This is a genomic window from Longispora fulva, from assembly GCF_015751905.1.
In the GTDB taxonomy this organism is placed as follows: Bacteria; Actinomycetota; Actinomycetes; order Mycobacteriales; family Micromonosporaceae; genus Longispora; species Longispora fulva.
In genome coordinates this window covers 7,649,241-7,669,619 of sequence record NZ_JADOUF010000001.1, presented here as the reverse complement: position 1 = coordinate 7,669,619, position 20,379 = coordinate 7,649,241, and the positions used below count along the sequence as shown (strand labels likewise).

At 71.6% G+C, this 20,379-nt stretch carries 23 protein-coding genes and 1 riboswitch; of the genes, 9 read left to right on the top strand and 14 right to left on the bottom strand.

All coding sequences use genetic code 11. The annotated features are described in order from the left end of the window. Window positions 1-121 precede the first annotated feature (121 nt). Window positions 122-922 carry an MHYT domain-containing protein gene (locus tag IW245_RS35495; RefSeq protein ID WP_197007467.1) on the bottom strand — a complete coding sequence of 267 codons (801 nt, stop codon included), beginning with the start codon at window positions 920-922 and terminating at the stop codon, window positions 122-124. Window positions 923-1,158: 236 nt separating this feature from the next. Between IW245_RS35495 and trxA the strand changes: the two genes are divergently transcribed. Next, complete coding sequence (gene trxA / locus IW245_RS35490) at window positions 1,159-1,515, top strand: thioredoxin (RefSeq protein ID WP_197007466.1); 357 nt, start codon at window positions 1,159-1,161, stop codon at window positions 1,513-1,515. Between the two features lie 48 nt (window positions 1,516-1,563). On the opposite strand, the gene IW245_RS35485 is transcribed toward trxA, so the two are convergent. Then, entirely contained in the window at window positions 1,564-1,812 is a 249-nt protein-coding gene (locus tag IW245_RS35485) for a hypothetical protein (protein ID WP_197007465.1), read from the bottom strand. 142 nt (window positions 1,813-1,954) lie between these two features. After that, window positions 1,955-2,044: riboswitch (glycine riboswitch) on the top strand. A 118-nt stretch (window positions 2,045-2,162) separates the two neighbouring features. On the opposite strand from IW245_RS35485, the gene gcvT reads away from it, so the two are divergent. Both gcvT and gcvH read left to right on the top strand, forming a co-directional pair. Further along, window positions 2,163-3,242: a glycine cleavage system aminomethyltransferase GcvT gene (gene gcvT / locus IW245_RS35480; protein WP_197007464.1), complete on the top strand. Its 1,080-nt coding sequence runs from the start codon at window positions 2,163-2,165 to the stop codon at window positions 3,240-3,242. Beyond that, window positions 3,239-3,595 (top strand): glycine cleavage system protein GcvH, encoded by a 357-nt coding sequence (gene gcvH, locus IW245_RS35475; RefSeq protein ID WP_197007463.1) that lies wholly within the window; start codon window positions 3,239-3,241, stop codon window positions 3,593-3,595. The genes gcvT and gcvH overlap by 4 nt, the downstream gene beginning before the upstream one ends. A gap of 32 nt (window positions 3,596-3,627) precedes the next feature. Here the strand turns inward: gcvH and IW245_RS35470 are convergent, their stop codons facing one another. From IW245_RS35470 to IW245_RS35430, 9 genes are all read right to left on the bottom strand, one after another. Beyond that, entirely contained in the window at window positions 3,628-4,074 is a 447-nt protein-coding gene (locus IW245_RS35470) for an SRPBCC family protein (protein WP_197007462.1), read from the bottom strand. A 165-nt stretch (window positions 4,075-4,239) separates the two neighbouring features. After that, window positions 4,240-5,319, bottom strand: a complete 1,080-nt coding sequence (locus IW245_RS35465; RefSeq protein WP_197007461.1) for a hypothetical protein — start codon at window positions 5,317-5,319, stop codon at window positions 4,240-4,242. Beyond that, complete coding sequence (locus IW245_RS35460) at window positions 5,316-5,816, bottom strand: SigE family RNA polymerase sigma factor (RefSeq protein ID WP_197007460.1); 501 nt, start codon at window positions 5,814-5,816, stop codon at window positions 5,316-5,318. The genes IW245_RS35465 and IW245_RS35460 overlap by 4 nt, the downstream gene beginning before the upstream one ends. A gap of 102 nt (window positions 5,817-5,918) precedes the next feature. Beyond that, entirely contained in the window at window positions 5,919-7,148 is a 1,230-nt protein-coding gene (locus tag IW245_RS35455; RefSeq protein WP_197007459.1) for an acyl-CoA reductase, read from the bottom strand. After that, the gene (locus IW245_RS35450) at window positions 7,145-8,191 is read right to left on the bottom strand and encodes a LuxE/PaaK family acyltransferase (protein ID WP_197007458.1); all 1,047 of its coding nucleotides are present in this window, start codon (window positions 8,189-8,191) and stop codon (window positions 7,145-7,147) included. The genes IW245_RS35455 and IW245_RS35450 overlap by 4 nt, the downstream gene beginning before the upstream one ends. Beyond that, on the bottom strand, window positions 8,188-9,624 hold the full coding sequence (locus tag IW245_RS35445; protein WP_197008849.1) for an AMP-binding protein: 1,437 nt from the start codon (window positions 9,622-9,624) through the stop codon (window positions 8,188-8,190). The genes IW245_RS35450 and IW245_RS35445 overlap by 4 nt, the downstream gene beginning before the upstream one ends. Continuing rightward, window positions 9,621-10,361 carry an SDR family NAD(P)-dependent oxidoreductase gene (locus IW245_RS35440; RefSeq protein WP_197007457.1) on the bottom strand — a complete coding sequence of 247 codons (741 nt, stop codon included), beginning with the start codon at window positions 10,359-10,361 and terminating at the stop codon, window positions 9,621-9,623. Before IW245_RS35440 ends, IW245_RS35445 begins: the two co-directional genes overlap by 4 nt. Continuing rightward, a complete protein-coding gene (locus IW245_RS35435; protein ID WP_197007456.1) occupies window positions 10,354-10,596 on the bottom strand; it encodes an acyl carrier protein in 243 nt (80 codons plus the stop codon). Before IW245_RS35435 ends, IW245_RS35440 begins: the two co-directional genes overlap by 8 nt. Before the next feature lie 85 nt (window positions 10,597-10,681). Then, complete coding sequence (locus IW245_RS35430; RefSeq protein ID WP_197007455.1) at window positions 10,682-11,602, bottom strand: helix-turn-helix domain-containing protein; 921 nt, start codon at window positions 11,600-11,602, stop codon at window positions 10,682-10,684. 238 nt (window positions 11,603-11,840) lie between these two features. Between IW245_RS35430 and IW245_RS35425 the strand changes: the two genes are divergently transcribed. The 4 genes from IW245_RS35425 (at window position 11,841) to IW245_RS35410 (ending at window position 14,084) form a co-directional block, all read left to right on the top strand. After that, window positions 11,841-12,485, top strand: coding sequence for a papain-like cysteine protease family protein (locus IW245_RS35425; protein WP_231399043.1), 645 nt, complete (start codon window positions 11,841-11,843; stop codon window positions 12,483-12,485). Window positions 12,486-12,495: 10 nt separating this feature from the next. Then, window positions 12,496-13,251, top strand: a complete 756-nt coding sequence (locus IW245_RS35420; protein ID WP_197007454.1) for a hypothetical protein — start codon at window positions 12,496-12,498, stop codon at window positions 13,249-13,251. A gap of 213 nt (window positions 13,252-13,464) precedes the next feature. Further along, complete coding sequence (locus tag IW245_RS35415; RefSeq protein ID WP_197007453.1) at window positions 13,465-13,851, top strand: STAS domain-containing protein; 387 nt, start codon at window positions 13,465-13,467, stop codon at window positions 13,849-13,851. A gap of 53 nt (window positions 13,852-13,904) precedes the next feature. Then, the gene (locus IW245_RS35410) at window positions 13,905-14,084 is read left to right on the top strand and encodes a type II toxin-antitoxin system ParD family antitoxin (protein ID WP_197007452.1); all 180 of its coding nucleotides are present in this window, start codon (window positions 13,905-13,907) and stop codon (window positions 14,082-14,084) included. A gap of 36 nt (window positions 14,085-14,120) precedes the next feature. Here the strand turns inward: IW245_RS35410 and IW245_RS35405 are convergent, their stop codons facing one another. Together IW245_RS35405 and IW245_RS35400 are read right to left on the bottom strand one after the other, a co-directional pair. Beyond that, a complete protein-coding gene (locus IW245_RS35405) occupies window positions 14,121-15,170 on the bottom strand; it encodes an ABC transporter permease (protein WP_231400665.1) in 1,050 nt (349 codons plus the stop codon). Further along, a complete protein-coding gene (locus IW245_RS35400; protein WP_197007450.1) occupies window positions 15,170-16,072 on the bottom strand; it encodes an ABC transporter ATP-binding protein in 903 nt (300 codons plus the stop codon). Before IW245_RS35400 ends, IW245_RS35405 begins: the two co-directional genes overlap by 1 nt. An 18-nt stretch (window positions 16,073-16,090) precedes the next feature. Between IW245_RS35400 and IW245_RS35395 the strand changes: the two genes are divergently transcribed. Beyond that, complete coding sequence (locus IW245_RS35395) at window positions 16,091-16,303, top strand: hypothetical protein (RefSeq protein ID WP_197007449.1); 213 nt, start codon at window positions 16,091-16,093, stop codon at window positions 16,301-16,303. Here IW245_RS35395 and IW245_RS35390 read toward each other — a convergent pair. Further along, window positions 16,272-17,006 carry a TVP38/TMEM64 family protein gene (locus IW245_RS35390; protein WP_197007448.1) on the bottom strand — a complete coding sequence of 245 codons (735 nt, stop codon included), beginning with the start codon at window positions 17,004-17,006 and terminating at the stop codon, window positions 16,272-16,274. The two genes, IW245_RS35395 and IW245_RS35390, sit on opposite strands and share 32 nt — an antisense overlap. A gap of 102 nt (window positions 17,007-17,108) precedes the next feature. Here IW245_RS35390 and lysX point away from each other — a divergent pair, with 102 nt between their 5' ends. After that, window positions 17,109-20,378 (top strand): bifunctional lysylphosphatidylglycerol synthetase/lysine--tRNA ligase LysX, encoded by a 3,270-nt coding sequence (lysX, locus tag IW245_RS35385; RefSeq protein WP_197007447.1) that lies wholly within the window; start codon window positions 17,109-17,111, stop codon window positions 20,376-20,378. The last annotated feature ends 1 nt before the right edge of the window (window position 20,379 follow it).

Genomic DNA, 20,379 nt, shown 5'->3' with positions numbered 1-20,379 from the left:
GCCCTTGATCTGGCTCTTGATCTAACGTCTTGGCCCGCTGAGGGCGGGGAGGCGAAGGCGGAAGGGTTCCGGCATACCGGTGTTGTATGCCGGGTTCCTGACAACGCACGCATCGTCGCCCTCAGCGGGCCCCACCCACCCGGTTGAAGGACCGGGCCACCCGGCGGGGCAGCAGCGCCGCGCCGCGCTCGGGGGCGGTGTCCATCATCGGCGACAGCCCGGCGACGATGTCGGCCTCGTCCTCCGCCGGCGGGGACAGCACGCTGAAGATCAGCATGACCAGGGCGCAGCTGATCAGCAGGGTGATCGGCGCGACGAACAGGAACGGGCTCACGCCGTCGATCGGCCCGTCCATCGGGTGCAGGTGCACCTGGACCCCGAACATGGCCGTGTAGTGCATGCCCACCACGGCCACGCCCATGATCAGGGCGGCGATGACGGCCGGGCCCCAGCCCTGGACGTTGACCGTGAACCACAGCGCCACCGACGACGCGACGATCGCGATCAGCACGGAGGCGACGAAGTACGCCCGGTCGTAGCCGACGGAGCCGCCCATCCGCATCGCGGCCATCCCGGTGTAGTGCATCGCGGCCACCCCGAGGCCGGTGAAGACCCCGCCGAGGATGATCCGGAGCAGGGACACCCCGCCGTGGCCGACGATGAACAGGCCGATCCCGACGGCGAGGATGGCGATCAGGGCGCTGGCGACGGTGAGCGCCACGTCGTACCGGACGATGGTGCCCGGCACGTCGAAGCCGAGCATCGCGATGAAGTGCATCGGCCAGATTCCGGTGCCGCCGATGGACACCGCCCCCAGGACCAGCCACTTCTCCCGGTGCGCCCCGTTGCGCGCCGCCCTCGCCCTGGCCGTGCACACCAGACCGATCGCGCAGCCGAACGCCGCGATCACGTATGAGATCACCGGATTCACCCAGCCATATGCGAACTGATGCAACTCAGCCATGTCGCCCTCCAGGGGATCCAACCGTCGTCCGATAACGACAGGGATCATTGAGCCATCCCGAGGTGAATCAGGGTCGCACAAGCTGTGTGCTCTCAACGAATTTGTCTCTTGATCAACGGACATGTCGGATGGGGAACAGCGGCGGCCCCGCCAGCGTTTTCCCAGTGACGCCCACACATACCCAAGGAGCGATAGTGGCGACGATCACAGTCACCAAGGACAATTTCAACGAACTGCTCTCGGAGCACGACTTCGTCGTGCTGGACTTCTGGGCCGAGTGGTGCGGCCCGTGCCGCCAGTTCGCCCCGACGTTCGAGGCCGCGTCGGAGAAGAACGATGGCATCGTGTTCGGCAAGATCGACACGGAGGCCCAGCAGGAGCTGGCCGCCACGTTCAACATCCAGTCGATCCCGACGCTGATGATCGTGCGCGACAAGACGATCGTCTACAGCGAGCCCGGCGCCCTGCGCCCGGCCGACTTCGACGACCTGCTCCAGAAGGCCAAGGACCTCGACATGGCCAAGCTGCGCGCCGAGGCCGAGTCCGCCTGACCCGCACGAGTTCGGGGCCCCCGCGACCGCGGAGGCCCCGAAGTGCCGTCAGCCCCCGTTCAGCCAGAGCGCCCAGCCGCCGGCGTAACCGACGCACAGGTAGTCGGTGCCCTCGCCGAAGTCCACGTAGCGGCGGCCCGCGTCCCCGCACGCGCCCCCGGTCGGGTAGCTGTGCACGTAGCTCCACGAACCCGGGTCGCTCGGCGGCGGCGTCGGCGGCCCGGCCGCGAAGGCCGGCGTCACCCCACCCAGCAGGGTCGCGGCGATCACCAAGGTCGGTACCAGGAATCTTCTCATCAACCACTCCTCTCGTTGCGGTGGCTACACTTTCACCCCATCGATCGGTACCGGTCAATGGGCCGTTCGCCCGCTGGCTGGGACCCGCCTTGACCGGCGTCGGCACGGCCACCTAGTCTCACGGCACAACTGCACACGCCGACGACCCCGAGCGGGAGAGCTGACCTTCGAGGTCACGCCGAAGGAGCAAGACTCCCCGCACACTCTCAGGCCCACTTACCGCCCGGGTTAGGCAACTCTGGAAAGCAGCCGCGAGGCTCACCCACGGTGCAAGCCGCCCCACGGCGGTGAAGCTCTCAGGTTCCGATGACAGAGGGGGAGGCCCACCCACTCCACCCTGGGAGCCTCCTGTGCGCACAGCACTGTACGAGCACCACCTCGCCCTGGGCGCGACGCTGACCGACTACGCCGGTTGGCGGATGCCGCTGCGGTACGGCAGCGAGAGCGCCGAGCACCTGGCCGTCCGCAAGGCCGCCGGCCTGTTCGACCTCGGGCACATGGGCCAGTTCGAGATCCACGGGCCCGAAGCTGCCGGAGCGCTCGACTTCGCCCTCGTCGGCCGGCTGTCGGAGCTGGTGGTGGGGCAGGCCCGGTACACGCTGCTGTGCCAGTCCGACGGCGGGATCCTCGACGACCTGATCTGCTACCGGCTCGCCGAGGACCGCTATCTGGTCGTCGCCAACGCCGCGAACACGAGCGTGGTGTCCGACGCGCTGTCGGTGCGGCTCGCGGGCTTCCGGGCCGACCTCGACCGGCTCGACCGGTCGCTGATCGCGATCCAGGGCCCGAGCGCCGCCGGCATCCTCGCGCTGATCTGCGACGCGCACCTCGGCGGCCTGCCGTACTACGCGGTCATCCCCGGCTCGATCAACGGGATCCCGCTGTGGGTGGCCCGGACCGGGTACACGGGCGAGGACGGCTTCGAGCTGTACGTGCCCGCCGAGCACGCCTCCGCCGTGTGGTGGGCGCTGACCACGACCGGGGAGCCGCACGGGCTGCGGTCGGCCGGGCTGGCCTGCCGGGACACGCTGCGCCTGGAGGCCGGCATGCCGCTGTACGGCCACGAGCTGACCTGCGACACCACCCCGTACGACGCCGGGCTCGGCCGGGTCGTCCGACTGGACAAGCCCGCCGACTTCGTGGGCCGGGCCGCGCTGACCGCCGCCGCCGAGGCGCCCCGGTCCCGCCGGCTGGTGGGCCTGGTCTCCGCCGGCCGCCGGGTACTCCGCGCCGGCCAGCCCGTCGTCGACCTGCGCACCGGCGCGCACCTCGGCGTCGTCACCTCAGGGGCGGTCTCGCCCGTCCTGGGCCGTCCGATCGCGATGGCCTACGTATCGACCGTCAACGCGCCCCTGGCCGTGGACGTGCGCGGCAGCCTCGAACCTGTCGAGCTCTCACCCCTACCGTTCTACCGAAGGAGCACGTCGTGAGCCTGTCCTACACCGCCGAGCACGAGTGGATCACCGGCGAGGAGCCGGCCACGGTCGGCATCACCGCGTACGCGGCGGAGGCCCTCGGCGACATCGTCTACGTCGAACTCCCCGAGCCGGGCACCGAGCTGAAGGCCGGCGAGACCTGTGGCGAGCTGGAGTCCACCAAGTCGGTCAGCGAGCTGTACGCACCGGTCACCGGCACCGTCGTGGCCCGCAACGAGGCCGTCGTCGACGACCCGTCCCTGATCAACTCCGACCCGCAGGGCGCGGGCTGGCTGTTCACGGTCGCGGTGACCGAGTCGGGCGAGCTGCTGACCGAGGAGGCGTACCAGGCGCTCATCTCGGCCTGAGGCCGCCGCCGCACCAGGCGGCGGTCCCGGCACTACCAGGCGGTGGATTCCAGCCGCCGCGCCAGGCGCCGCAGCCCCCACTTCAGGGAGGCCTCCGCGCCCGGCCTGACCAACGGCCATCCGAGCTGCCCGGCCTTCCCTCCGGGCAGCTCGAGCCGTTCACGCCACTCCAGGTCCGTCGCGCCGTCCCCGCGCCGCACGCACCGGAACACCCCCGGCCCGCGCACGAGCTTCCCGACATGCATGACCCTGATCGTGTACGGCGGCTCCAGCGCCTCCACCCGCATCACGTCCACGAAGCTGGCCGGCCCCACCCCGGTGACCGCCTCGACCACGCTGCCCACCCCGCCGTCGCCCTCCGTGACCCGGACGGTGGTCAACGGGATCCAGGCGCCCTGGGACTCCCAGTCGACCAGGGCCGCGTACACCTGCTCCGGGGTCGCTCTGATGGTGATCCCTGCCGTGACCAGCGCTGTCATGCCCCCAGCCTATGCCCGGGGCGGGGCCGACGGCTCCCGCCGCGCCCCGCCCCGGATATATCCCCCGTGCCCCGCCCCGGGTATCCCCGTGCCCCGCCCGGGCGTCCCCGGGGACGCCCGACCTCGGGACCGGGCCGTGCGTCCGACCCGGCCGCCCTCAGGACGTCAGGACCAGGTCATCGCCGCCATCGCCCGCTCGGCGTCCGCCCGGCCGTAGGAGCCGGTGACCAGGACGCTGACCTGCCGACCGTTCCAGTCGGTCACGGTCAGGATCTGGCCGGACAGGCCCTGCTGCCCACCGTCGCGCCAGTAGGCCGGGTGGCCGGCGACCGTCGTGTTCGGCGACGCGCCGTTCAGGTCGCCGTTCTGCGCCAGAGGGATCGTCTCGTTGTCCCGGATCTGCAGGATCGAACCCCCCGCGCCGGTGTAGGTCAACTGGCCGCCGGGCGTCGCCCCCCGCGCGTCGGAGTTGATGTAGCAACCGGTGAGCCTGGCACCCGCCGGCAGGCCCGTGCTGCCGAACCTCGGCGCGCACCGCAGCACCCGGTCCACCCGCAGCGCCTCGGCGGCGGCCAGCAGGTCCTCCTTCGTCGCCTGGTTGTTCGACACCCCGACCACGGGCACCCCGGGGGCCGGCTCCCAGCGCACCGCGTACCGGGCCGCCGCGTCGCCGGTGCCCTTCAGCAGGGTCGCCGGCCGGCCGTGCACCGTGATCTCGCCGACCGGGGTGAACCGCTCGCCGAGTTCCTGCTGGGCGGCCGTCGCCCCGGCGGAGAAGCTGACGTCCAGCGGGCCGACGGTGACGGCCTCGTAGCCGGCCCGGCTGGCCCAGGACGCCTCCGAGACCTGGGCGGCCCGCCCGGCCGCCAGCGGCACCGGGTCGAACGACAGGTGCAGCAGGCCGGCGTCGGAGCCCAGTACCCCCGGATCGGTCGCGGCGTTCGGCACGCCCGTCGCCTCGGGCAGTCCCGGCGGCTGGACACCGACCAGCGTCCACGTCGAAGGTGCCGCGGACGGGGCGGCGAACGTCCCGTGCGGCGCGGCCGGCCGGCCGTCGGGCCACAGCGCGACCGGCACGGCCACCCCGACCCCGAGGACGGCCACGGCCGCCAGCGCGATCCCCCCGTGCCGGCGCCGGCGCAGCGTCCTGCCCCGTGCCGTCGACCGGGTCAGCAACGCCCCCGTGTCGACCTCCCCCTCCGCGTGCGCGGTCAGGGTGTCGGTGATCTGGTCCTCGAAGTTCACAGCTGTCCTCCAGTACTGGGCGCCGGCTCCGGCGCGTGGAGTGCACGGAGTCGGGCCAGCGCCCGCATCGCGTGGGTACGGACCGTGGCGGGCGAACAGTCGAGGATCTCCGCGATGGCCGCGTCGTCGAGGTCCTCGTAGAAGCGCAGCACGAGCACGGCGCGCTGCCGCTCGGGCAGGGCGAGCACCATGCGCCACAGCGCGTCCCGCTCGACCACTCCGCATTCGGCCCCGGCCACCGACGCCGCCGGGGCCGGTTCGGCCACGGTCAGCTCCCGGTTGCGGCCCAGGCGCCACCAGGACCGGTTCTGGTTGACCAGCATCTGGCGGACGTACAGGTCCGGCCGCTCGGTGCCGGCGATCCTGCGCCACCGCGCGTACGCCTTGGCGAGCACCTCCTGCACCAGGTCCTCGGCGCGGTGCGGGTCCCCGCACAGCAGCCGGGCCAGCCGCACGAGCCCCGGTCCCCTGGCCGTCACGTACTCCTCGAACGTCACCCGCAGGTCCTCTCCGTCAGGTTGTCAGAGAGGAGAACGCCGCACCCGCGGCGATCTGTTGACACCCGACGCCGGACATCGGCCCGGAAAAGCCGTCCGGGGTCAGGCGGAGATCGTGGTGATCCGGGTGAACTCGCGGAGCAGGTCGTAGCCGTCCCACACCCCGGCGAACGTGAGCGCCGAGCCGAACGGCACGATCCGGTCGATCCCCCGGCCGGCGAGCGCGGTCACGAACGCGTCCAGCTCGGCCATCGTGAACCCGAACTGCGCGAGGGTCTGGTCCTTGCGCCGCACCGTCGGCACCAGGTCCACAAGGGAGTCGACCCGCACGTGGCAGAGGGTGCCGGCCCCGAGCCAGCGGCGGGGCACGTCACCGACGCCGGCGAGGTCGACGTGGGCCACGGCGTTGCCGGCGAACGCGACCCTGGTGGCCGCCCCGTCGGCGGCCAGGCCGTAGGTGGCGACCCGCTTCTCGACGGCCATCGCCGCGTCCACCGCCCAGCCCCGGGCGGCGACCACCTCGTCGAGCAGCGCCGAGAACTCCTCGCGGGCCGCGGCGGTCTCCGCCTCGCCGCCGACCCAGAACAGGGCCCGGGGCGAGGAGCACGCCGCCTGGTCGAACCAGTAGGTGTCGTTGGCGAACCCGTCCACGGCGGCGCGCCGGACCTCGGGGGTCGCCGCCAGCCAGGCCGCCGTCGACAGCGCGGCGAACGAGGACCGGTCGGGGAACGCCAGGTCCCGGGCCAGCGGCGCGAGCGGGTAGCCGCGGATCTCGGTCACCGACCGGTCGCCGCCCCAGATCACCCGCAGGTCGCAGGCTGCCGAAAGGGCCGCCGTCGTGGCGTCGTCGCGGCCGTAGCTGACCATGCCCTGGGTCTGGGCCACGGCCGGGTGCGCGTCGGCGAGCACCTCGTTGAGCGCGCCCAGGATGCTCTCCGCCGCGCCGGCCGACCGGTCGGACACCCGGACGATGTTGGCGTTGCCGGCCAGGGCGGACAGGGCCCACGAGTACACGAAGATGGTGTCGACGTTGGCCGGCGGGAAGTGCAGGACCAGCCCGCGCGGGTTGTGCCGCGTCCCGGCCGCGCCGTCCCCGAGCCGCTCGACGGCCCTGGCCAGCTCGCCCTTGCGGAGGAAGAAACCCAGAGAACCCAGCTCCGGGTACCGGCGGGCCAGATCCGGCCGCAGCAGCCGCCGGGAGAAGGCGACCAGGAAGTCCCGGACCCGGTCGTCCCCGACGGTCAGCCGGCCGTCGACGGGCTCGGCGGTGGTGTCGGCGACGAGGGCGTCCACTGTGGTCGGCGGGCCCGCCGGAAAGCGCACCGAGATCATGCCGCCCCTCCCTGGAACGTGTCGCTGCACCCGCGCGCCTCGGCCCGGGGCAGCCGGCCCAGGATGGAGAACCGCTTGCCGGGCCAGGCGCCGTCGTCGACCCCGTGCACCACGCCGAGGTCCTCGGTCAGCAGCACGTGCCCGGGATAGGACTCGGGCAGGGTGCTGACCACCTCGACGAGGCCGGGCTGTCCGGGCGGCAGCTCCGCCCAGGTCTCCGGGTCGCGGATCACGACGTCGGCGAAGTCGGGGCAGTACAGCGAGTTGCCGTCGGCGCCCTCCAGGTAGACGACGCCGATCTGCTCGACCATGCCGTAGAAGTTGTGGATGCGGACCAGGCCGGTGTCGGCGGCGAACGCCCGGCGGAACTCCGCGTTGTCCACCGACCGGTCCACCAGCTTCTTCCAGCCGCCGGAGTGGACCAGGACGCCGTTGGACAGGTCGAGGCCGTGGTCGCGGGCCAGCTCGTACAGGAAGAGCCAGACCATGAAGGTGAAACCGAAGATCAGGAACGGCCGGTCGCCGTGCGCGGCGAGGAACGCGCGCACCGCGTCCACGTCCGGCTTCTCGTCCTCGTCGAGGACCCACACGTGGTCCCGCCCGAAGGTGGCCATCCCCAACACGCCGGCGGAGCGGGCGCTGCCCTTGCGGGTGATCGCCTTGCTGTCCACCACGAGCATGGGCAGCCGCTTCGGGCCGAGCACGCTCTGCATGGTCCGGGCCAGGGTCCGGGTCTGGGCCGCGGCCGCCGCCTTGTCCAGGTAGATCCGGCTGACGTCGCCTGTGGTGCCGCTGGAGGTCAGGACCTTGAACACCTCGTCGTCCGGGATGCTCTTGAGCTGGTGGGTCTTGAACAGCCGGACCGGCAGCCACGGCAGATCACCGATCCGGTCGTAGCCGCGCCCCGGGCCGTGGCCGGTCGCCGCCAGGATCCGCGCGTACTCCGCGCCGCCCGCCCGGTGCCGCTCCGTCAGCTCGGCCAACTGGGGCAGCAGCCGGGCCTCCTTCTCGGCCTGGGTCAGGGTGAACACGCCGTCGGTCATGACGCCGCCTCCAGGGTCCGGTAGTCGATCTTCCCGTTGGGCAGCAGCGGCAGCGCGTCCGTGGCTCGGATGTCGAAGCCGGACCAGTGCAGGTTCAGCCGCTCGGCGAGGTCGGTGGCCGTCCCGCGCGCCGTCTCCTCGTCCGCGCCCTCCAGCCACACGACGACCTTGTCGTCGCCGCTGACCACGGCCGCCGGGCCCCGGTCGCGGAGCATCGCCTCGATGTCGTCGAGGTTGAGCCGGACGCCGAACACCTTGCCGAACCGCTTCAGCCGGCCGCTGATGTACAGGTAGCCGTCCTCGTCGAGCCGGCCGAGGTCACCCGTCCGCAGCACGCCGCCCTGCTCGTCGCCGAGCGCCAGATCCGCCGCGGTCTCGGCGTACCCGAGCATCACGTTCGGGCCCCGGTACCAGATCTCGCCGGTCACGCCGGGCTCCGTGGTCTCCGAGCCGTCCTCCAGCCGGACGGACAGCGCCCCGCCGGGCACAGCCGGCCCCACCGAGCCGATCTTGTCCGCGAGCCGGCCGGCGGGCAGGGTGGTCAGGCGCGGGGCGGCCTCGGTCTGGCCGTACATCACGAACAGCCGACCGCCGACCGCCGCCATCCGCTGGTGGAAGTCGGCGACCAGCTCGGGACGCAGCCGGCCGCCCGCCTGGGTCAGCGTCCGCAGCGTCGGGTACTTCGCCGGGTCGAACCGCAGCCGGCGCAGCATCTCGTACTGGTAGGGCACGCAGGCCAGCGACGTCACCCCGTACGCGTTCACCGCCGTCCAGAACGGCCGCGCGGTCAGCCCGCCCGACTCGAGCAGCACGGTCGCCCCGGCCGACAGGTGGCTGTTGAGCACGGACATGCCGAAGCTGTAGAAGAACGGCAGGGTCGAGGCGGCCACCTCGGCGCCGGTGATCCCCAGCGCGTCGACGATCGCGGCGGTGTTCGCCAGGACGGCCGACCGCGACAGCCGGACGAGCTTCGGGTCCCCGGTCGAGCCGGAGGTGGCCAGCAGCACGCCGAGGTCCGGGTGCGGGGGGAACTCCGGCGGGGTCTCCCGCTCCCAGAGCCGGCCGAGCACAGGGTGCCCGATCTCCCGGTATCCCTCCGGGGCCTCCGCCACGGCCTTCTCGGCCTCCCCCACCGCCGGCCGGGCGTCGAGGCCCAGCACCACGGCGGGCGCGAACCGGTCGACGAGGTCAGCGAGCGTGCGCCCGGGCAGCGCCGGGTCGAGCAGCGCGACCGGCCGGGCGGCGTCCCACGTCCCGAGGTAGCGGGTGACAGCCGCCGCGTCCGTCGACATCCGGGCGAAGACGACACCGGGGGTGAGCCCCGCCAGCGCGGCCGTCACGGCGGCCACCTCGGCGGTCAGGGCCGCGCCGCCCAGGACGTCGCCGGTGACGGCGTCGACGAGCCGGGCGTCGGGATGCAGCAGGGACATCAGAGGACCAATCCACCGTCGACGGCGAGCACCTGGCCGGTGACGAACCTGGCCGAGTCGGACAACAGGAACGCGACGACCTCGGCGACGTCGTCCGGCTCGCCGAGCCGGCGCAACGCCGTCGCGGCGATCCGCCCCGCACGGCCCGCCTCGTCCAGGGTGTCGAGCATGTCCGTGGCCACGAACCCGGGGGCCACGGCGTTGACCCGGATGCCGGCCGGCCCGAGCTCCTTGGCCGCCGCCCTGGTCAGCCCCGCGACGGCGGCCTTGGCCGCGCCGTAGACGACCTGGCCGGCCGCGCCGTGCGTGCCCATCACCGAGGACACCAGCACGACGGCCGGCGACGTGCCCCGGCGGAGGAGCTTGAGCGCCGCCTGCAGGGTGTGGGTCGCGCCGACGGCGTTCACGGCGAACAGTCGTTCGACGGAGGCGTCGGTCATCATGCCGAGGAGGCCGGCCTCGTGGGTGCCGGCGTTGACGACCAGCGCGTCGAGGCGGCGGTGCCGCTCGAACACCTGACGGACCAGGGCCTTGACGGCCACCGGGTCGGCGACGTCGCCGTGCGTGGCGAGCACGTCCGTGCCGTATCCGGCCACGAGTTCGTCGGCCGTGGCCCGGGCGGAGTCGACGGTCCGGCCGTGCAGCACGAGCGCGTACCCCTGGGCCGCGAGCCGGTGGGCGACCGCCCGGCCGATCCCGCGCGAGGAGCCGGTCACGAGGGCGACCCGGGGGTCAGCCAAAGACGACGCCGTTCTTCTCGAGGATCTCGCGCGCTTTGGTGAACGAGCTCATGTCGATCACGTCCTCCGTGTCGATCATGACGTCGAACACGTCCTCGATCTCCGCGACCAGCGACATATGGGCAAGCGAGTCCCATTTGTCGATCCCGCGGTACTCCAGCACGTCGACGTCGTACTCGGCGGTGAGGTCCAGCGACTGGCGGAAGGCGGCGCGCAGTCGGTCCAGGTTGCTCATGTGATCCGGGGTCCCGTTCCGTTCAGGTCGGCCGGTGCTGGTCAGGCCGCACCTCGGGGGCGAGTGTACAGCGGCTGCCGCCCGGTCACTCCCAGTCCCACCGCACCCCCACGATGCCGGGTGACACCTCCGTGGCGATCATGTGGATCGTCCGGTGCCCGGTCACGGTCAGTTCGGTGCGTTCGATGTCGGGCCCGTTGAGGTAACGCTGGGTGTAGCGGTAACACCGCACCGGCATCGCGTCGGGCACGAACCGGACCTGGACGACGAGCTGGCCGGTGGGGAACCTGACCCCACGGTGGTAGTCGCGGCACTCGACCCCGCTGGCGTCGCGGTACTCGTACTCCAGGATGTGGGTCTCGTCGATCCGCAGGGTCCGGTCGAAGAGCAGCTCGGCGACGACCATGCCCGAGGCGGCGTCCCTGCGGGTCCGGCCCAGCCGGCAGTTGGCGATCGGCACGACCTCGATCAGATACGGGTCGCAGCCCTCGTCCCCCTGGAAGATCGTGACGTACCGGTCGACCTCCTGGTGCGCCTTCACGACGTGCAGGCAACGTCGGCGCACCCCGGACCGGTCGACGCCGACGTCGAGGTCCTCGAACAGGCTGACAGTGTGCAGCCTGCCGTCGGCCGGGCTGTCCAGCTCGGCGAGCATCCGGTCCAGGGCCGACACCGGCGAGATCAGCTCCGCGTACCGCCGGGCGCCGGGCGGCAGGCCCACCCCGCGCCCCCGGGGACGCGGTGGACCGAGGAGCACGGTCAGGGCCGCCGGCGGCAGGCCGAGGATCTCCTCCAGCGCGGTGACCGCCCGCAGCGAGTCCTGCCGCTCGGGTCGTCTGCGGCCCTGCTGCCAGTAGGACAGGGTCGCGACGCCGACGTGCAGGCCCTGCTCGGCCAGCCGGAACTGGATCCGTTGCAACGCGAGGCCCCTGGCCTCGATGGCGGCCCGCAGCGCGAGGTGGAAGGGTCCACTGCGCAGCACGGCCGTCAGATCATCACGCCCCATGTGCGCCTCCCCAGCGTCAGGGGTGAGTCCATCGACAGTCAGCTCCGCGCGGCCGGCCGAGGGGGTGACCGGCCACGTGTCGCTATCTGTGAATGTTCACAGCACTGTCACCTGAAAGCCACCCCTGAGCGTGCCCAATTCACTGAGTTCCCGCTGCTCGACACAGTGCTGTTGTCTCCGGGACCGGGCGGGGAGATCGTGTGCGGACAGCACGTCTCCTACCCCTCAAGGAGCGGATATGAATTCCCTGACCCGCGGTCCCACACAGTGGGCACGTGCGGCGGCACTCTCGGTCGCACTCCTGGCGGCGGTGGCTGTTCCCTCAGCGGCCTCCGCTGCCACGTCCGGCAGCAGCCCCTCGGCCGCCAGCGGCCAGTCCGTCTCGGCCCCGGCCGGCCTCCTGGCCTCGAAGCGGCTGAACATCACGATGCAGGCGCAGCAGAACTCGAACTGGTGCTGGGCGGCGTCCGGCAACACCGTGGCGGCGTACTACGGCTACACCTACAGCCAGAACCAGTTCTGCAACCTGGCCTTCAACCGCTCGATGAACTCGAGCTGCCCGAACAACCAGGCCAGCCTCGCCAACGACCAGACGGCGTTCTACGCGATCGGGATCAGCACCGGCCGCTACGTCTCGGGCTACCTGTACTACAGCACGGTGCAGACCGAGATCAACGCCAACCGCCCGGTCATGACCAGGATCGAGTGGCAGTCCGGCGGTGGCCACATGATGGACATCTACGGGTACGACACGGCCAACAGCTGGGTCTACTGGGGCAACCCGTGGGGCTCGAGCACCCGCTACAACTGGGGCACGCACAGCTACTACGTCAACAACAACTCGTTCTTCTGGACCCACTCCCTCTACCAGATCGGCCTGTGAGGTGAACACCATGAACATGCCCAGACTGGTACTGGTGGGAGCAGGCGCCGCCCTGGCCCTCCTGATCGCGAGCCCCGCGTCGGCCGCGCCCGGCGTGCAGGCCCCCTCGTCGGCGGATCTCGCGGCGGCACGGCAGGCCACCTCGGCGAGCCTGACGGAGGTCGGCCGGTTCTTCGCCTCGGCCGGCCGCAGCCCCGTCGGGGTCGCCCCCGCCGACCTGGCAGCGAAGGCCTCGGCGGCGGCGCCCCAGGTCGTCGGCGACTCCGTGGCCGTGTACTCGCTGAACCCGGCCTTCGTCCGGTCCGCCGACGCCGCCGTGGCGGTCGCCGACCTGATCGCGACGAAGACGGTCGCCAGCGACGGCCGCACCGCCTCGGTGTGGACGGCGAAGCAGAGTGGCGCGTGGACGGTGGTGAACATCGCCGAGGGCGCGGAGGAGGTCGACTACGCCGTGGCCGGCGCCGGCGGCACGGTGTTCAAGGAGCCCCAGATCAACGCGTGGTACGTCCTGCGCGGAGACAGGGTCACCCCGCTCAACGCCGACGCCCGCGGCTCCGTCGGCGACGGGGTCAGCGTCGCGGCGTACCAGAAGCTCGTGCACAAGCGGTACGCCGACAAGTTGCCCGGCTCGGCCTACGACAAGGCGGGCAAGGCCGGCGGTTACGGCGAGTCTGCCGGGGACGGTTCCCCGACGTGGCCGTGGCTGGTCGCACTGGCCGCGCTCGGGCTGGTCGTGTTCGCCCCCCGCCTGCGGCGGAACCAGTAACGAAGGCTCCCACCCGGGCGATGGTATGTTCACACCGTCCGGGTGGGACCAGTTTTTGTGGAAAGTACGTAATATACGATTCACGACTGGTATATCCGGGCGCTGACTGGCATGATCGTGGCTGTCGGAGCGGTAACGGGCACGTTCGCCCATACCGAGGCTACGCTGGTGTGGCTGAACAAAGACTCACCCTCAACGCCCGGGGAGCACGGGATGACGTTTGCGGTCGACGTTGCTGACCTCGGGGGTCGACAGATTCTGGTCACCGTCTCCGGTGAGATCGACTACGCCACGGCACCTGACCTGCGCGCCGCCATCTCCGAGGCGATCGACACCCTGAACCCCACCCGGATCCGGGTCGACCTCGCCCGGGTCACGCTGCTGGACTCCACGGGCATCGGCATCCTCGTCGTGGCGTACCGGATCAGTCGCCAGATGGGCATCGATTTCTCGGTGTACAACCAGAACGCGCTCGTCGACCGGGTGCTCACCGCCGTCGGGGTCCGCGATCTCCTGTGCCCGCCGGCGGCCCCGGCGCAGCAGCTGGTCCCCCGTTCGCGGTCCACACTGACCGACCGGGCAGAAGATTCAGCCGTCTAGCCATCGAAAACTGACCTCTTTACTGAGGCGTCAACTTCCGTACACTCAAATCCATGTCAGCCGTCGGGGGCACCAACAGCGTCGACGGTGGCGGCGTGCCCGTGGAGCTGGCCCGCCACTATCGACAGTTGGCGGACGATCTGGTCGCCCAGGGCAGGTTCACCGAGGCGGCCGACACGTTGCGTGCCGGCCTCCTGGCGGTGGAGGAGCGGATCGGCCGCCGCCCCGCGTGACCCCGCGCGGGCTCGGCCAGCGGCCGTCGGGTGCGGTCAGACGTCGTCCCACTTGAAGAGTCTGGTCGCCAGCACGGTGAGCACGGCGGCGAAGCCGAGCAGGATCCCCATCGGAGTCAGGACGCTGACCACCGACCCGTCGCGCACCAGAGCGTCCTGCAGCCCGGTGACCAGGTGCCGCATCGGCAGCAGGTTCGCGAAGCTCTTCAGCCAGCCGGGCGCGTTGTCCAGCGGGAAGAACGCCCCGGACAGGAACGCCATCGGCATGACGATCAGCTGCACGATCGCGTTCGCCGACTCGGCCGTCTTGGCCACCGCGCCCGCGACCAGGCCGATCGACATGAACGCCAGCGTGCCGCACAGCACCATCGGGATCGCCAGCCACCAGTTGTGCGAGAGCTTCAACCCGAAGTAGGGCACCGAGGCGACGCCGATGAAGATGGCCAACTGGGCCAGGGCGACCAGCGCGCTCACCGAGACCCGCGCCCCGACGATCGTGGCCGTGCGCACCGGCGACAGCCGCAGCCTGCGGAGGATCTTCTTCTGGCGCCACTCCACCAGGGTCAGCCCGGCCCCGAAGGTCGCGCCGATCGAGATGGCCCAGGACAGCAGACCCGGCGTGAAGTACTGGATCGACTTGAGGGACTTGTCCTCCACCTGCTGGGTGTCCAGGGTGAACCGCTGCGGGGTGCCGGCCCGGTTCGCGCCGTCCACCACGGACTGCAGCACGCCGCGCACGACCCCGGCCCGGACCTGGTCGGCCGCCGAGTAGTGCACGACGAGCTTGTCGCCGTCGGCCTCGATGGCCGCGGCGTAGTCGCCCTTGCGGACCGACTCCAGCGCCTTGGCCAGGTCCGACTGCTTCGAGATCTCCAGGACCTGGTCGAACGCCCCGGGCGGCGCGCTGTCGAGGACCGCCACCTGGCCGACCTCGATCACCTTGGACTTGGACACCCCGGCGTCCTTGAAGATCCCGCCGAACACGACGAGGAACATCAGCGGGAAGAGCAGGGTGAAGAACATCGCGGTCCGGTCGCGCACGAAGCCGCGGACCATCGCGCCGGAGAGTGCCACGAAGGGACCCATCACGCGCGGTACTCCCGTCCGGTGAGGTTGAGGAACACGTCCTCCAGGGTCGCGCCCTGGGCCTGGAGGCCGCGCAGGGCGTCGCGCTCGGCGAGCGCCACGAGCACGGCCGCCGGCTCGCGGGTCTCCAGCGTGAGGAGCACGCCGTCGTCGGTGGCCCGGTCCACGGCGGCCAACTGGCCGGCCACGGCCTCGGTGAGCAGCCCGGACTCGATCGTGATCCGGGTCGGGCTGTCCAGGTCGCGGATCAGGGTGGCCGGCGGGCCCAGCTCCAGGATCCGGCCGTGGTCCATGACCGCCACCCGGTCGCAGAGGATCTCCGCCTCGTCCATGTAGTGCGTGGTCAGCACGACGGTGCGGCCCTGGGCGTTGATCTCGCGGAGCAGGTCCCACAGGTTGCGGCGGGCCTGCGGGTCGAGCGCCGCCGTGGGCTCGTCGAGGAAGACCAGGTCGGGGCCGTGGACGAGCGCGCACGCGATCGACAGCCGCTGCATCTGGCCGCCGGACAGCTTCTCGGTGCGCACCTCGGCCTTCTCCGCGAGCCCGACGATCTCGAGCATCTCGTCGGCCCGCTTCGGCCCCACCCCGTACAGCGAGGCGAAGGTGCGGATCTGCTCGCGGGTGGTCTGCCGGTCGAAGAAGGCCGTGGCCTGTAGTTGGACGCCGATCCGGGGCAGCAGCTTCGGATTGCGGGGCCACGGGGACTCGCCGAAGACCCGCACGCTCCCGGAGTCGGCGGCCCGCAGGCCCTCGATGATCTCCAGGGTGGTGGTCTTGCCGGCCCCGTTCGGCCCGAGGATGCCGAAGAACTCGCCCTCCTCGACGGCGAAGGACACGCCGTCGACAGCATGGACGTCTTTGTAGTACTTACGTATGTCGTCGACCTCGATGGTCAGTGCCATGGAATTACTGTAGAGGTCATGGTCAAAATTCGGTTCGTGGACCGGCCTCAGCTCCATCCCACCTTTGTCGCGACAAACCCGGTCATTCTTCTCGGGGACGGCTCGCCGACCAGCGAATACCCGACGCACAGGGTGGTTTCCGTCAATGTCGCGGATCTGACCGTGCTGGACCTCGCCGATCTGCTCGACGAGCTGTCGATCACGGGCGGGGTGGAGTTCCGGCGGGGGTGACCGGGGTGACCCCGGCCCCGGCAGGGGCCGGTGGAGTGCCGGGGACGCCCAGCCGGGTCCGGGCCCAGCCGGCCGCCCAGGTGCCGGCGAGCATCAGGAGGCCGAGCGCGCCGGCCCCGACCGCCAGTGCCGTCGGGCTGGCGGTGAGGGCGGCTGCGCCCACCGCCGCGTACCCGAGGCTGGTCGGGGTCGCGCCCAGCGCGCTGCCGGCGAGGAAGTCGCGGAACCGGGTGCCGGTGGTGCCGAAGGCGTAGCTCATCAGGCCGTAGGGGGCCAGGGGCACCAGGCGGACGGCGAGGACGCCGAACACGCCCCGCCGGCCGAGCCAGGCGTCGAGGCGGGCAATCCGACCCTCGGCGCGCGACGCCGACCGGGCGAGCACGAAGTCGCGGCCGAGCACCCGGCCGGCGCCGAAGGCGACCGCCGCGCCCAGCAGAGCTCCGACCAGCACGTACAGCCCGCCCGCCAGGGTGCCGAACAGCAGGCCGCCGACGAAGGCCAGCACGGTGCGGGGCACCATCGCGCACGTGAGCACGGCGCTGCCGGCCACGGCGACGAGCGGGGCGGCCCGGCCGCTGCCGGAGACGTACGCGTCGATCGCCGCCGCGTCCGGTGGGCCGTACAGCGCGACGAGTCCGCCCAGCACGGCCAGCCCTACCAGAAGGAGGACAAATCGGGCCGCCGGACGGCGTAACAGCTGCATGGACCCACGGTAGCCGGCCACCCGGAGCACGCTCGGGCACGGGCCGACCAGTACGTTGGACGATGACCAGACTTCACGTGACCCTTACTTTTCGGGGGGATTGTGGCAACCCAGGCCGAAGAGGATCGCTCCGGCTGGACCCGCAGTGTGCCAAGCGTGTTCGCGACCGTGCTGACCGTGCTCGCGGTGCTCTGCGCCCTGATGGCGATCAGCCTGGTGTTCCGCGAACGGATCTACGGGGTCCGGCAGACGATCGAGCGCGTCTTCGTCCCCGCCCCGCCGAACCTGGCCTACGCGCTGTTCATCGGGGTGCTCGCCGCCGCGGTGTCCCGGCGTAAGCGGGTCGCGTACTGGCTGCTCCTCGGCTACTTCGCCGTCCAGATCAGCCTCGACGCGCTCCTGGGCGCGTGGATGGTGTTCTTCTACCAGGACCTCGCCAGGTTCGGAAAGGTCCCGGCCTACCTGCCGTACGCGACGGCCGTCAACGCCGTGCTCGCCACGGTCGCCGTCGGAGTGCTGATCCGGGCCAAACACCAGTTCTACGCCAGCGTGCAGACCGCCAGCCTGCGCAAGGCGATCGTCGTGTTCGGCGCGCTGGCGGTCCTGTTCACCAGCGCCGGGTACCTGCTGGTCACCACCTTCCCCGGCACGCTGGAAGGCGGTCGGGACCGGTTCAGCTGGACCATGGAGAAGGTGTTCGGCGGGGCGGTCAAGCTGGACTTCGGCCGCAGCGGCGGCGCGCCGCCCTGGGTCAACTTCACGGTCGGCCTGCTCGGGGCCGTCGCCCTGTTCGCCGCGTTCTTCACCCTGTTCCGCTCGCAGCGGGCGGCGGCGGTGCTGCCGGCGGAGGACGAGCGCCGGCTGCGTCAACTGCTCGCCGAACACGGCGAACGCGACTCCCTGGGTTATTTCGCCACCCGCCGCGACAAGGTGGCCGTCTTCTCCCCCAGCGGCAAGGCCGCCGTCACGTACCGGGTGGTCGCCGGGGTGTCCCTGGCCAGCGCCGACCCGATCGGCGACCCCGAGGCGTGGGGGCACGCGATCGAGGAGTGGCTGGCCGAGGCCGAGGCGCACGCCTGGACCACCGCCGTGATGGGGGCCAGCGAGGAGGGCGCGACGGCGTACAAGAGAGCGGGTCTGCGGGTTTTGGAACTCGGCGACGAGGCGATCCTGCACGCCGGCCAGTTCAGCCTGGACGGCCGGGACATGCGGGTCGTCCGCCAGGCCGTGAACCGGGTCGAGCGGGCCGGCTACACCGCCAGGATCCGCCGGCACGCCGACATCGGCCAGGCCGAGATGGCCCGGATCCTCACCCTGGCGGCGCGGTGGCGGGACACCGAGACCGAGCGCGGCTTCTCGATGGCCCTGGGCCGGCTCGGCGACCCGGCCGACAACCGGTGCGTGCTCGTCGAGTGCCTGGACGCCGAGGGCAACGAGACGGCCCTGCTGTCGCTGAGCCCGTGGGGCGCGCGCGGCCTGTCCCTGGACCTGATGCGCCGGGACCGCGAGGCCGACAACGGGCTGATGGAGTTCATGGTGGCCTCGCTGATGGCCGCCTGCCCGGGGCTGGGCGTGGACCGGGTGTCGCTGAACTTCGCGATGTTCCGGTCCGTGTTCGACGAGGGCGGCCGGATCGGCGCCGGCCCGATCCTGCTGCTGTGGCGCAAGACGCTGCTGTTCTTCTCCCGCTGGTACCAGCTGGAGTCGCTGTACCGGTCCAACGCCAAGTACCACCCGGAGTGGGTGCCGCGGTTCGTGTGCTTCGCCGAGCGCCGGGAGCTGATCCGGATCTCGATCGCGTTCGGGATCGCCGAGGGCTTCGTGACCGTGCCCAGCCTGCCGCAGCTGTTCAACCGGGGGCGCCGCGACGTCGTCGCCGAACGCGACGTGCACGACGTGCTGCCGGTCGCCGCCGGCCCGACCGTGACCGGCCCGGTGTACGGCGAGCAGACCCTCGTGCGGATCGCCAAGGTCGACCGGCTGCGCGGGGAGGGGCGCGACCCGTACCCGCTGGGCTTCGACCGGACGGCGACCTGCGCCGACGTCGTGCGCCGATTCGCGGGGCTGGCCCCGGACGCCGCGACCGGGGAGCGGGTGTCGCTCGCCGGCCGGGTGCTGCTGATGCGCGACCACGGCGGGGTGTGCTTCGCCCGGCTGCGGGACTGGACCGGCGACGTGCAGCTGATGCTCACCGACCCGTCGGTCGGCACGTGGACCGCGGACATCGACCTGGGCGACCACGTCGGGGTCACCGGCGAGGTGGTCACGACGCGCAGGGGCGAGCTGTCCGTGCTGGTCGAGGACTGGACCCTGACCGCCAAGTGCCTGCGCCCGTTGCCCGACAAGCGGCACGGGCTGGCCGGCGAGGCCGCGGTCCGGCAGCGGTACCTGGACCTGGCCGTCAACCCCGACACCCGGCGGATCCTCACCGCCCGCAGCGCCGCCGTGCACAGCCTGCGGACCACTCTGATCGACCAGGGCTACCTGGAGGTCGAGACGCCGATGTTGCAGGCGGTACACGGCGGGGCCAACGCCCGGCCGTTCAGGACGCACATGAACGCCTACGACATGGACCTCTACCTGCGGATCGCCCCGGAGCTGTACCTCAAGCGGCTCGCGGTCGGCGGGGTGGAGAAGGTGTTCGAGCTGGGGCGGACGTTCCGCAACGAGGGCGTGTCGTTCAAGCACAACCCGGAGTTCACGATCCTGGAGGCGTACCAGGCGTACGCCGACTACTCGACCATGCGGGTGCTGGCCCAGGACCTGATCCAGAACGCGTGCCTGGCCGCGAACGGCTCCCTCGTCGTCGGCGGGCACGACCTGGCCGGCGACTGGCCGGTGGTCCCGGTGAACTCCGCGATCTCCGCGGCGCTGGGCGAGAATGTCACGGCCGACACCGACATCCCGGTACTGCGCAAGCTGTGCCAGGCCGCGCGGGTGCCCCTCAACCCGCAGTGGACCCGGGGCCAGCTGATCCTGGAGATGTACGAGCGCCTCGTCGAGGAGCGGACCACCACCCCGACCTTCTACACCGACTTCCCCACCGACGTGTCCCCGCTGACCCGGCCGCACCGGGACGACCCGCGGCTGGCGGAGCGGTGGGATCTGGTGGCGTTCGGCGCGGAGCTGGGGACCGCGTACTCGGAGCTGATCGATCCGGTGGAGCAGCGCCGGCGGTTGACGGAGCAGTCGTTGCTGGCGGCAGGGGGCGACCCGGAGGCGATGGAGCTCGACGAGGACTTCCTGACGGCCCTGGAGTACGCGATGCCGCCGACCGGGGGGCTCGGGCTGGGCGTGGACCGGTTGGTGATGCTGCTGACCGGGAGATCGATCCGGGAGACCCTGCCGTTCCCACTTGTGAGGACCCGCTGAG